This window comes from Peptostreptococcus stomatis DSM 17678, from assembly GCF_000147675.1.
In the GTDB taxonomy this organism is placed as follows: Bacteria; Bacillota; Clostridia; order Peptostreptococcales; family Peptostreptococcaceae; genus Peptostreptococcus; species Peptostreptococcus stomatis.
The window spans coordinates 15656-28787 of record NZ_ADGQ01000008.1; the positions used below are offsets into that span (position 1 = coordinate 15656).

Annotated in this window: 10 protein-coding genes; all 10 read left to right on the forward strand. The window is 38.7% G+C overall.

Going from position 1 to position 13132, the window contains the following annotated elements; translation table 11 throughout:
• Positions 1 to 24: 24 nt before the first annotated feature.
• The 10 genes from HMPREF0634_RS01095 (at position 25) to HMPREF0634_RS01140 (ending at position 12811) form a co-directional block, all read left to right on the forward strand.
• On the forward strand, positions 25 to 981 hold the full coding sequence (locus tag HMPREF0634_RS01095) for a helix-turn-helix domain-containing protein (protein WP_007788204.1): 957 nt from the start codon (positions 25 to 27) through the stop codon (positions 979 to 981).
• Positions 982 to 1088: 107 nt separating this feature from the next.
• Positions 1089 to 2906: an excinuclease ABC subunit UvrC gene (uvrC, locus tag HMPREF0634_RS01100; protein ID WP_007788225.1), complete on the forward strand. Its 1818-nt coding sequence runs from the start codon at positions 1089 to 1091 to the stop codon at positions 2904 to 2906.
• 49 nt (positions 2907 to 2955) lie between these two features.
• Positions 2956 to 3888 (forward strand): HPr(Ser) kinase/phosphatase, encoded by a 933-nt coding sequence (gene hprK, locus HMPREF0634_RS01105; protein ID WP_007788230.1) that lies wholly within the window; start codon positions 2956 to 2958, stop codon positions 3886 to 3888.
• 87 nt (positions 3889 to 3975) lie between these two features.
• Entirely contained in the window at positions 3976 to 4896 is a 921-nt protein-coding gene (murB, locus tag HMPREF0634_RS01110) for a UDP-N-acetylmuramate dehydrogenase (protein WP_007788221.1), read from the forward strand.
• 51 nt (positions 4897 to 4947) lie between these two features.
• Positions 4948 to 5685 (forward strand): PHP domain-containing protein, encoded by a 738-nt coding sequence (locus tag HMPREF0634_RS01115; RefSeq protein ID WP_007788233.1) that lies wholly within the window; start codon positions 4948 to 4950, stop codon positions 5683 to 5685.
• 50 nt (positions 5686 to 5735) lie between these two features.
• On the forward strand, positions 5736 to 6599 hold the full coding sequence (gene rapZ / locus HMPREF0634_RS01120) for an RNase adapter RapZ (protein ID WP_007788200.1): 864 nt from the start codon (positions 5736 to 5738) through the stop codon (positions 6597 to 6599).
• 10 nt (positions 6600 to 6609) lie between these two features.
• Positions 6610 to 7749, forward strand: a complete 1140-nt coding sequence (locus tag HMPREF0634_RS01125; protein WP_040565579.1) for a gluconeogenesis factor YvcK family protein — start codon at positions 6610 to 6612, stop codon at positions 7747 to 7749.
• A 32-nt stretch (positions 7750 to 7781) separates the two neighbouring features.
• The gene (locus tag HMPREF0634_RS01130) at positions 7782 to 8198 is read left to right on the forward strand and encodes an NUDIX hydrolase (protein ID WP_007788210.1); all 417 of its coding nucleotides are present in this window, start codon (positions 7782 to 7784) and stop codon (positions 8196 to 8198) included.
• A gap of 3 nt (positions 8199 to 8201) precedes the next feature.
• The gene (gene whiA, locus HMPREF0634_RS01135; RefSeq protein ID WP_007788217.1) at positions 8202 to 9167 is read left to right on the forward strand and encodes a DNA-binding protein WhiA; all 966 of its coding nucleotides are present in this window, start codon (positions 8202 to 8204) and stop codon (positions 9165 to 9167) included.
• Positions 9168 to 9208: 41 nt separating this feature from the next.
• Positions 9209 to 12811 (forward strand): DNA polymerase III subunit alpha, encoded by a 3603-nt coding sequence (locus tag HMPREF0634_RS01140; protein ID WP_007788208.1) that lies wholly within the window; start codon positions 9209 to 9211, stop codon positions 12809 to 12811.
• Positions 12812 to 13132: the final 321 nt, after the last annotated feature.

The following is a 13132-nucleotide window of genomic DNA, read 5'->3' on the forward strand; positions in this document are numbered from 1 at the left end:
TAAAAATATGAGGGGGATGGGAATATGGCATATGAATTTGAAAAATTTTTAGTAGAAATGGGTTTTGAAAAGTTGCACAAGTCAAGCAGGTATTCTGACCTGGGAGTTACTTATAGGATCAAGTCAGATGAGATGGATGGATACTATTGGTTCTATGATACCGATTTATTTTCCGTTAATATTCATGATTTTTTGGTAAAGAAAGACCTGGTGGTATGCCATAAGATGTCTTCGGATTCAGAAGTTGAGGTAACGTCATCATTTGTAAAGGCTGCCCATGGAGAGTGCCTAACCCCCTATTTATCAGTAAATGACAATATGGTATTTGTAAGTTTTCGTGAGAACTATACCTTTAGGTTTATCCTACATGGGGGATTTCCCTATTTTTCTGTAGGAGTGGAGTTCAAGAAAAAGTTCATAAATGACTATGTGACAGAAAATTTTAATATCAGTCCAAACAAGCTACGCAAGGCCCTACAAAACTCGAATAACAGTCCTATCGCCAGGGATATAGGTAAACTAGTTGATGAGATATTGGAATACAGGTCTACCAGTCCAGGCAGCGAGATGTTTTATGAGATAAAGGTCAAGGAGTGGCTAAGGCTGACACTAAATTATTATTTTGAAGAGGATAAAAAGATAAAACTAAACCAGGTAGATGATGATGCCTTGAAAAATGTTGCCTCCTATATTAGTGACCACTATGCCAGCCAGATATCTCAAGACCTCTTATGTGAGATAGCTTTAATGGGCAAGACCAAGTTAAAGGAGAGCTTTAAGTCGAAGTACAATATGACTATTACGGAGTATATACAAAGAAAGAGAATAAATGTGGCAGAGCATATGCTATTAAATACAGGCTTGAGTATTAGTGAAGTTTCCAGGTCTGTTGGCTACAAGTCCCAGAGTAGGTTTACCCAGCTGTATAAAAAATATACGGGTACATATCCTAGACAAATTAAAAAGTGCAGGAAGGTATGATATAGGCTACAAGCTAGATACAATATTCAAGGAAGACTTTTTTGGAATGTGAAAATGGTGTATAATTATAATATTATAGATAATTAAAAAAGGAAGGAGGTTAATTGATGTTTGATATACAGGAGCACCTGAAAAGTCTGCCTGCCAGCCCGGGTGTTTATATAATGAAAGACAGGTACGGCAATGTGATATATGTTGGTAAGGCAGTATCCTTAAAAAATAGGGTTAGACAGTATTTTCGGTCTTCAAAGAACCACTCTGACAAGGTCAGGTCCATGGTCAAAAATATTTCCAGCTTTGAGTATATAATGACGGATTCCGAACTGGAGGCCTTAATACTAGAGTGCAACCTTATAAAAAAATACAAACCAAAATACAATATCCTCCTTCGTGATGATAAGACTTATCCCTATATAAAGGTGACTGTAAATGAGGACTATCCAAGAGTCTTGAAGGTCAGGAGGATACTAAAAGACAAGGCCAAGTATTTTGGACCCTACTCAAATGTATTTGCTGTCAATGATACAATTGATATAATAAGAAATATTTACCCAATCAGGACTTGTAATATCGATATGGACAAGGCGATCAGGACTGGTATGAGGCCCTGCCTCAACTACCATATTAAAAAGTGTATAGGTCCCTGTACAGGTATAGTATCCAGGGAAGAATACATGGATATGATAGATGAAATTCTCCTGTTTTTATCTGGTAAAGAAGATAAGTTGGTAGGTATCTTGGAAGAAAAGATGAAGCTAGCCTCCCAGAACCTGGACTTTGAAGAGGCTGCATCCTATAGGGACAAGATAAACAGCCTTAAGGATGTGATGGAAAAGCAGAAGATATCCAATGTCCAAAACGATTCCGACCAGGATGTTATAGCAATGGCCAACCTTGACCAAGAGGCCTGTGTTCAGGTATTCTTCATAAGAAATGGAAAGGTATCAGGCAGGGAGAACTTTATGCTAGAAGGGGTAAAGGACAGTGACAGGTCTACAATTTTAGGGTCTTTTATCAAGCAGTTTTATATGTCCCAGGAATATATACCAAGAGAGTTGATAGTTGAAGAAGAATTCTTGGATATGGAGATAATGGAAGAAATTCTGGAATCCAAGAGAGGGGCTTCAGTGAATATAAGGGTTCCTAAGAGGGGGGACAAGAGGGCCCTGGTCTTGATGGTTAGGAAGAATGCAGACGAGTACCTGGTAAAGTTTGACGACTTGAAAAAGAAAAAATATGAGAAGAGTCTTGGTTCACTTGAGGAGTTGGCCAAAATTTTAGGCCTGGACGCTAAAAATCTCCAGAGGATAGAGGCCTACGATATATCTAATATCCAGGGGGTTGATTCCATAGGAACTATGGTAGTCTACACAAATGGTGTAAAGGATAAAAAGGAATATAGGAGATTTAAGATAAAGACGGTTGAGGGACCAGATGACTATGCCTCAATGGCAGAGGTTTTGGATAGGAGATTAAAACACGGTAACCTACCAGACCTAATCTTGTTGGATGGTGGTAAGGGCCAGGTATCAGCTGTAAAAAAGGTGATGGAAGATAATGGTGAAAATATACCCCTTTGGGGCATGTATAAGGATGACAAGCATAGGACCAAGGGTCTTTTAAATGGAGATAAGACTGTTGAATTAGATAGGACGACTAGCCTCTACAGGTTTGTGGCAGGCATCCAGGAAGAGGTCCATAACTATTCTATATCCTACCACAGGAGCCTGAGGGACAAGAAGATGACTAAGTCAATCCTTGATGATATACCCGGCATAGGACCAAAGAGGAAGAGGGTCTTGATGGATAGGTTTAAAGATATTGATAACATAAAGAGGGCCAACAAGGAAGACCTGGTAGCTATAGATGGTATAACAGAAAGGTTGGCAGAGGATATATTAAGGTACATAAATAGGACGAGGTAGGTCTTATTGGCCATATAAGAACCGAAAAGTAAAAATGAAAGGTAATACGATGTCAAAAATTACAGTAAGAAAACTAATTGACGATTTAAAATTAAAGGAGATAATTTCTCCGGACAATAAGGCAGAAGAAACATATATCACAGAAAAAGAGTTAAACAGGCCGGGTATTCAGCTGGCAGGATATTTTGACTATTTCACTTCTGAAAGAATACAGATTATAGGTAAGACGGAATATAAATTCTTTGGAAACTTTACCCATAAGCACAGGCAAAAGACTCTTGATGAATTTTTTTCACACGATATGCCCCTGGTAATAGTGACAAGAGGGCTTGAATTAAAGGAAGAATTCTATGATTATGCTGAAAAACACAATGTCATAGTTTGTTCAACTGACCTTGCCACAACTAGGTTTATAAACAGGCTGTCATGGTACCTTGAAGACAAGATGGCCCCTCAGGAGACAATCCATGGTGTACTAGTAGATGTAAATGGGGTTGGTGTCTTGATAAGGGGGGAAAGTGGCATAGGTAAGTCAGAAACAGCCTTGGAGTTGATACAAAATGGAAATAGGTTGGTAGCAGACGATGCTGTAGAGATAAAGAGGGTAGACGATGGCCTGGTAGTAGGTCAAGCCCCAGAGATATTGAGAAACTACCTCGAAATCAGGGGGATAGGCATAATAGATGTGCAGAGTCTTTATGGTGCAAGGGCCATGAATATGTCAAAGAAAATTGACCTGGTAGTATATTTAGAAAGCTGGAAACCAGGGAAGTACTATGATAGACTAGGTTTAGACAAGGACTATGAGTATATGCTAGGAGAAAAGATAGAAAAATTAGTAGTACCAGTAAGGCCAGGAAGGAATACAGCCCTTATACTAGAGGTGGCTGCCATGAACTATAGGCAAAGACAACTAGGAAATGATGCTGCAGTTGAATTTTCAAACAAGCTTACTGTGGCGATTAAAAATAATGAAAAATAATTAATTTCCAAAAACTATTGTTATTTTTTTCTGTATTGGTTATCATATAAGATGGTAGATTATTAGATATTTTAAAAGGAGGATAAGATGGATAAAAAAGAAATTTATAATTTATTGAGTCAAATTATAGATGAAAAATCAATTTATATAGATGAACCAATGAATAGACATACATCCTTCAAGGTTGGTGGTCCTGCCGATATTCTGGTTAGGCCAAGAACTGAGGAAGAAATAAGCAATATTTTTAAACTGGTTAATAAATTAGAAACACCATTTTTAGTAAAGGGAAATGGTAGTAATATATTGATAAAAGATGGTGGATTTAGGGGTCTGGTAATAGAGATATCAGACAACTTTAGCAACTTTGAAATAAGGGGAACAGAGGTGGAAATCCAGTCTGGTGCCCTCCTATCGGTTATAGGAAGGGCTGTGATGAATGAATCTCTGACAGGTTTTGAGTTTGCATCAGGCATACCAGGAACACTAGGTGGTGCCCTAGCTATGAATGCAGGTGCCTATGGCGGTGAAATGAAGAACATAGTCAAGACTGTAAGGTTGATGGATGAAGAGGGTCAGGTAGTTGAATTCTCTAATGAAGAAATGAATTTTGGCTATAGGCATAGTAGGTTGTCTGATGAAAGGTGGATAGCTATTTCAGCAGTAATCTCACTGGAAAAAGGAGACAAGGCTGAAATAAAGGCCAAAATGGAAGACCTAGCCCTTCAGAGAAGGACTAAACAACCACTAGAGTACCCGAGTGCAGGTAGTACATTTAAGAGGCCAACTGGATATTTCGCAGGTAAGCTGATACAAGATTCCGACCTTAAGGGTGTATCTGTAGGTGGGGCCCAGGTATCCAGCAAGCATTCTGGTTTTGTTATAAACTATAATAAGGCAAGTGCCAAGGATATAGTAGACCTGATTGAACATGTAAAGATTACAGTATATGAATGTCAGGGTGTACATCTTGAAGAAGAAGTAAAGATCCTAGGTGAGGATGAGGAATAAGTGTCTAAAAACTGATTTAGGCAATTATAAATAAGTAATCTGGAGGTGGCTATGAAAATTCTTGCAGATTATCATACACATACTATCCTTAGTTGTGGTAATAATGAAAAGAGACGGCATGCCAAGGGGACTATTGAAGAAAATGTCCTGGCAGCCATAGATAAGGGCCTGGAGGTTATTGGTATTTCCGAACACGGATTTAATCATAATTTCTACGGCTTATCTAGAAAAAATGCTAAGAAAGAAAGAGAAGAAATAGATAGGTTAAACAAGAAGTACCCACAGATTAAGATACTGATGGGGATGGAGTGTAATATCTTAGATGATACTGGCAGGATAGATATGCCAGATGATATGGTCCAGTATTTTGACTATATATTGGCTGGCTACCATTATGGGTCAAGGCCAACATCCTTTAGGTCAATACTCCACCATATAGATAATTTATTATTTTCAGGTAAGTTGTTTTCAAAAAAATACAATACAAGGGCCCTTGTCAAGGCTATGCACAAGTATGATATCAAATATATCACCCATCCAGGAGATAAAGGAGTGATAGATATTGTAGAGGTAGCCCAGGCTGCAGTGAAAACCAATACGGGTCTAGAAATTAATGGCCATCACGATAGGCTTAGTGCTAGCATGATAAAGGCCATTAGCCATATGGATATAGACTTCTATATAGGTTCTGATGCCCACAAACCTGAAAATGTAGCCAATTTTGAGATGGCATATAAAATAGTAGAGGAAAGTGGACTTGACCCAGGCAGGATTGTAAATCTAGGTTAGGTCGATTGAAATATAAAAGTATTAGTAAGTTTACTAAAAGGAGGTTTTTTATGAAGTTTGTCATAGTAACTGGTTTGTCAGGTTCGGGCAAGAGTGAGGCCATGAGAGCCTTGGAAGATATAGGCTTTTATTGTGTAGATAATTTACCTCCAGCCTTGATAGTGAATTTTGCAGACTTATTTTTTCATGGAAATTCAAATATAGACAAGGTAGCCCTAGGTATAGACATAAGGGGGAGGGAATTTTTCCAGACCCTTAATTCAGCCCTTGACCAGCTGAGTGCGGCCAATTTTAAGTACGATATGATCTATTTAGACTGTGATGACGACGTCTTGATTAAGAGGTATAAGATGACTAGGCGTAACCATCCACTGGCTGTAAATTCACAGATATCAGATGGCATAAAGAAGGAAAGAGTAATAATGGAGCCTTTGAAGAGGGTTTCACAGATGATAGTTAATACAACAAATATGAAACCTAAGGACCTAAAGGCCGAAATCGCCAGTATGTACGATGAGGGAGATGGGCTTGAAAGTCCAAATATCACCATATCAGTAGTATCTTTCGGATTTAAGTACGGTCTGCCAACAGATGCGGACTTGGTTATAGATGTAAGGTTTTTACCCAACCCATACTATGATTTAGAACTTAGACCAAAGACAGGTGATAGCCAGGACGTAAGAGACTTTGTAATGGATTCAAAGGTAAGTCATGATTTTATAGAAAAGTTTTTTGATATGCTAGACTTCTTGATACCTGAGTATATCAATGAGGGTAAGCAGCACCTGGTTATAGGTGTAGGCTGTACTGGTGGTAGACACAGGTCTGTCACAATAGCTAATTATACTTATGATCACTTGAATGACAAGGGTTATAGGGCAGTCAAAAAGCATAGGGACGCCAAGTTGGATTAGGGGTGACGATATGAGTAAATGGGAGATTATTTCATTAGTGCTACCCTTCTTGAGTATACTAGCCTTTATATTGGCCCTAGCGGTCCTATATAAGGTTGCTAAGTTATACAAGAAGACTGTTGAGCAGAATATGAAGCAAATGGAGATGTTCACCTATAAGAAAGATGATCCTAATGTAGTAGTTATAGGTGGTGGAACAGGTCAGTCAGTTTTCCTGAGAGGCCTAAAGCATGAAACAAAAAATATAACTGCAATTGTAACAGTGGCAGATGACGGTGGTGGCTCAGGGGTCTTGAGAGAAGACTTGGGCATGATTCCACCTGGAGATATAAGAAACTGTCTATTGGCCTTGGCCAATATGGAACCTACTATGAGTGAGGTTATGAAGTATAGGTTTACAGATGGTAGCCTTAAGGGACAGAGTTTTGGTAACTTATTCCTTGCAGCAATGACAGGTATTTATGGTAACTTTGAAACTGCTGTCTATAAGATGGGCCAGGTATTTGCAGTTACAGGAAGGGTATTGCCAGTATCCCTGGACAATATAAACCTGATAGCTGAATTGGAAAATGGTGAGACCGTAGTAGGAGAATCAAATATTCCATGTCAAGTTAGAAAGACTAATAGTCCAATTAATAGGATATATTTGGATAATCCGGATGCAAAACCACTTGATGAGGTGGTTACATCCATAAAAAATGCAGATGTAGTGGCCATAGGGCCGGGAAGCCTATACACAAGTATACTTCCAAATATCCTGGTTGAAGGCGTGGTAGATGCCCTATCAACTACCAGGGCCCCTAAAGTTTATGTCTGTAATATAATGACACAGCCTGGTGAAACTGGGGGCAAAAATGTCCTAGACCATGTAAAAGTTATAGTTGAACACGCAGGTATAAACTTTATAGACTACGTCCTGATCAATAATGAACACCTTCCTCAGGGTGTATTTGAAAGATATGCCAAAGATGGGGCAGAGCTTGTTATGTTAGACAAGGACCAGAGGGATGGCCTAGAAGCTATGGGCATAAAATGTATAGAAGAAAAATTAATTGAAATAAAAAATGGCTATATACGCCACGATGCTGAAATGGTATCAAAGGCTGTAGTAGACATAGCCATAAAAGAAAAAACTAAAAGTGAAAAATAACATTTGATTTAAGGGATTTAAGGAGTGATACGATGAGAGAAGAACAAAGTGCAGGAGGAGTCGTTCTTCTAGGTAATGCTATCTTGCTATTGAGAAAATACAATGGTGATTGGGTTCTTCCCAAGGGTAAGATAGAACCTGGAGAGAGTCACGAAGAGGCTGCCCTAAGAGAAGTGAAAGAAGAGACTGGCGTAAAGGCAAATATAGATAAATACTTGGGAGAAATCCACTATACATATAAGGAAAATTGGGACAATACAAAATTGGTGCACAAGATTGTCTACTGGTACCTAATGAATACTAAATGTATGGATACTATACCCCAGAAGGAAGAGGGCTTTGTAGACGCCAAGTTCATCCATATAGACAAGGTTGTAAATATGGCCAGGTATGACGATGAAAAGGAAATTATAAGAGTAGCCCTAAAGGAAATAAAAAAGGGGAAATAGGAAATGTCTTTTTCCACAGAAACTAAAAATGAACTAACAAGGGTAGAAAATCCTAGCAATAAGGCAGATATAGCAGAGCTGTCAGCCATTATCAGACAGGCCGGTAGTATACAGTTTGCCGGAAATATGAAGATGAGTCTTAAGATAACGACAGAGTTAAATTCTATAGCTAGGAGGATATTTAAACTCTTAAAGACCTCTTTTAATATAAATACTAGTATCACTGTAAATAAAAATCAAATGTTAAAGAAAAACAACAGTTATGTTTTGACTGTTACCCATGAAATGGGGGCGGCAAAATTATTGGTAGACCTGGGGATTTTGGAAAGGGAAGACAGTTTTTTCTCTAAAAATGACATCCCGAGGAAGATTGTAGATTCCTCAGAAGAGGCATATGCCTATGTAAGGGGGGCTTTTTTGGGATCTGGATCCATAAATGACCCAGAAAAAAACTACCATATGGAAATTGTTACAAATAATGAGGACTATGCCTATGAATTGAGTGATTTAATTAATTCCATGGGCTTTACAAGTAAGATAGTTTTGAGGAAGAACTATCATGTAGTATACCTGAAGGAAAGTGAACAGATATCAGACCTTTTAGCCATGATAGGGGCCCACAAGGCAATGTTTAAGTTACAAAATATAAAGATAGTAAAGGATATGCGTAACAAGGTTAATAGGATTGTAAACTGTGAAACAGCCAACCTATCCAAAACAGTGGATGCGGCAGTTAAGCAGGTAGAAAATATACTGATAATACAAAAGACTATAGGTATAAGCAAGTTACCTGAAAACCTACGAGAATTGGCTCTTTTGAGATTGGAAAATGAAGATATCAGCCTAAAGGAGTTGGGTGAAAAAATGCATCCTCCCCTTGGCAAGTCTGGTGTCAACCATAGGTTTAAAAAAATCGAAAAAATTGCTGATCAATATAGGGATCAAGTATCTTTTGATGAGTTATTCTAGGCTGGTGCTTATGCATCAGCTATTTTAAGAAGGGGGTAAATATGGAAAATATAGAAAAAAGGGATTTTTGCCATTTGCATGTCCATACAGAATACAGCCTCCTAGATGGTTTTTCTAGGCTAGACAAGTTAATATCAAGGGTTAAGGACCTGGGCATGTCTTCTTGTGCTATAACAGACCATGGGTCCATGTTTGGCGTAGTTGACTTCTACAAAAAATGTAAGTCTGCTGGAATAAAACCTATAATAGGTTGTGAGGTGTATCTTGCCCCTAGAGACATGGAAAGTAAGGATTCGACCCTTGACAAGTATTCATCCCACTTGATATTATTGGCTGAAAACAACCAGGGATATAAGAACCTAATAAAGATAGTATCAGATGCCTATGTAGATGGATTTTATTACAAACCAAGGACTGATAAGGACCACCTAAGAAAGTATTCTGAGGGTATAATCTGTCTATCGGCCTGTCTAAATGGAGAGATACCAAAGGCTATTTTGGCTAGAAACTTTGACAAGGCCAGGTCTTTGGCCCAGGAGAATATAGATATATTTGGCAAGGACAATTTCTTCTTAGAAGTCCAGGACCACAAGTTGGCAGAGGATAAGGAAGTAAATGCAGGCCTCTTAAAGCTATCCAAGGAGATGGATATACCCCTAGTTGCTACCAATGATGCCCACTATGTATACAGGGAAGATGCAAGGATACAGGATGTCTTGATGTGTATCCAGATGCAAAAAACCCTGGATGATCCTTCCAGGATGAAGTTTCCAAATGATGAATTTTATATAAAGTCCAGGGAAGAGATGGAAGACCTATTTGCCTTTTCGCCTGAGGCAGTTGAAAACACGCTTAAGATAGCCGAGAGGTGTAGTGTGGAATTTGACTTTGATAGTTACCATATACCTACTTTTGATGTCCCAGAAGGATACACTTCTCTGACATACCTACAGCATATCTGCAATCAAGGTTTGCTTGAAAGGTATGGAGACGAGGAGGGGAATGTTGAACAGGATTTGAGGGATAGGTTGAATTATGAAATAGATGTAATAGCAAATATGGGCTATATTGAATACTTCCTTATAGTGTGGGATTTTATCAATTATTCCAAGCAGAATAATATTATGGTTGGACCGGGTAGAGGGTCAGCAGCCGGGTCTATAGTTGCCTATACACTTAAGATAACAGATATAGACCCTATCAAGTACAATTTACTCTTTGAACGTTTCCTAAACCCTGAAAGAGTAACTATGCCGGATATAGATATAGACTTTTGCTACGAAAGGCGTGAAGAGGTTATAGACTATGTAAAGAGGAAGTATGGTATAGACCATGTTGCCCAGATTATAACCTTTGGTACCATGGGGGCAAAACTGGCTATCAGAGACGTTGGTAGGGTATTGGATGTAGCCTATAACAAGGTGGATAGTGTGGCCAAGGAGATCCCTTTCGCCTTGGGTATGACTATAGACAAGGCTTTTGACATGAATCCTAGTCTTAGAAAGCTATATGATGGGGACCATGAGGTAAAGGAGATAATTGATATATCCAAAGAGATGGAGGGTATGGTTAGGCATGCATCTACCCATGCGGCAGGTGTGGTTATTTCAAAGAGGCCGGTATATGAGTATGTGCCATTGTACAAGAACCAGGACTCTATCACTACCCAGTTTACAATGACTACCCTGGAAGAGTTGGGCCTACTAAAGATGGACTTTCTAGGTCTTAGGACCCTGACAGTTATCAGGGATGCCCTTGACCTAATTGAAATAAATCGTGAAAAGAAGGGCTACAAGGGAAAGATAGATTTCAGTAAGATGGAATACAATGATCCGAAGGTATTTGACCTCATATCTCAGGCCAATACTCTAGGTGTTTTCCAGTTGGAAAGTGGCGGAATGAGAAACTTCATGAAGCAACTAAAACCAAACTGCTTTGAAGATATAGTTGCCGGAATTTCCCTATTTAGGCCGGGTCCAATGGATTCTATACCAACTTATATAAATTGCAAAAACAATCCGGACCAGGTGACATACCTACATGAAAAGCTAAGACCCATACTGGATGTTACCTATGGTTGCCTAGTCTACCAGGAGCAGGTAATGCAGGTGGTAAGGGACCTGGGAGGTTATAGTTTGGGGCGTAGTGACTCTGTTCGTAGGGCCATGAGTAAGAAAAAAATGGATGTTATGGAAAAGGAAAGGCAGTACTTTATCCATGGTAAGTTGGACGAAAATGACAATATAGAAATAGCCGGTTGTGTAAGAAATGGTGTACCAGAAGATGTGGCCAACCAGATATTTGACGACATGATAGACTTTGCTAAGTATGCCTTTAACAAGTCGCATGCAGCTGCTTATGGGGTCTTGTCATATGAAACAGCCTACTTGAAATGTTACTATCCAGTAGAATTTATGGCAGCCTTGATGACATCAATCATGGGCAACAATGATAAGGTTGTAGAATACATGAGAGAATGTAGCTCTATGGGTATAGGGGTATTACCTCCTGATATCAACAAGTCCTTTTCAAAGTTCTCTGTAGATGGGGACCATATTAGGTTTGGTCTGGCTGCAGTAAAGAATGTTGGAGCAAATGCTATTGATAACATAGTTGCAGAGAGGGAGGCCAATGGTCCATATAAAAACCTGACTGACCTGGTAAAGAGGATAGATTCTAAATTTGCCAATAAGAAGACCATAGAAAGTCTGATAAAGTGTGGGGCATTTGACTCAACTGGAGACAACAGGGCCAGCCTTATGTTCGCTTTCGAGGATGTTTTAGATTCCATCAGTAGGGACAAGAAGAGAAATGTAGAAGGTCAGATGTCAATGTTTGATATGTTTGCTGATATGGGTAAGCAGGGTGAACTTGAGTTGGGTAAGATAGAAGGGGTTGAAGAGTTCAGGGATAGGATTAGGTTGGATATGGAAAAAGAAGTCTTAGGACTATATGTATCTGGTCACCCCCTATCTGAGTATTCGGAAAAACTGGAGCAAAGAATATCCATTACAAATGCCCGTATCAACAAGTTGAAGGAAGAGCCTGAAAAATTACTGGAAATAAATGAACAGGACCATATAATTGGTGGAATGATAATATCCAAAAAACTATTCTCCACAAAAAACAATGAGATGATGGCCTTTATTAATATAGAAGACCTCTATGGAAGTATGGAAGTAGTAGTTTTTCCAAGGGTATTGGAAAAATATAAGGACTTGATTAAGGAAGACCAGATAGTCCTAATCAAGGGAAAGATTAGCATTAGGGGGGATGAAGATGTATCCCTGATAGCTGGTCAGGTAAAATCAATAGATGATGACAGTGAATTTACAAGCCAGAAACCATTCTATAATGGTGGCTATAGTCAATCTGAAAATTATAACAAGCAGGTCTTGAATGGTACTGGAAAAAAGGTCTTTATAAGGCTTGATTCTATGAGTAACCAAGATTTATTGAATAAGATATATTCAACGATAAGAGCCCATCAAGGTAGGGACCCGGTGATAATTTTCCCATTGGACGAGAATGAACATGGTGAAAAGAAAACTTACCAGCTAAAGGATATGGGGGTCTATGCCAGTGATGAATTGAAGGCATACCTAGCAGACTTGGTTGGTGAAGGGGACATAGTTATTAAGTAATATTAAAATATAGGTACTTGTATAGGGTCTTATATAACTTATAAACAGGAAACTGATCTTGATATATAAAGTTAGCATATAAGGCCCTATCTAATAGATCATCTCTTATCTTTACAAAGGGTACTACAGGAAACCTGGATAGTAAGACTAGGCTTGAGCTTGTGGACCCATTGAAGTAAAGAGTAAGGGACTTTGAAATTTTTTTATCTTTTGTCATATGCTAAAAGAAATTCAGAAGAAGAAAATAAAAAAACTTTCAAAAATGTGTTGACAATAAACCCTAAAGATGTTATTATTAATGAGTCGTCAAAAACGACACAA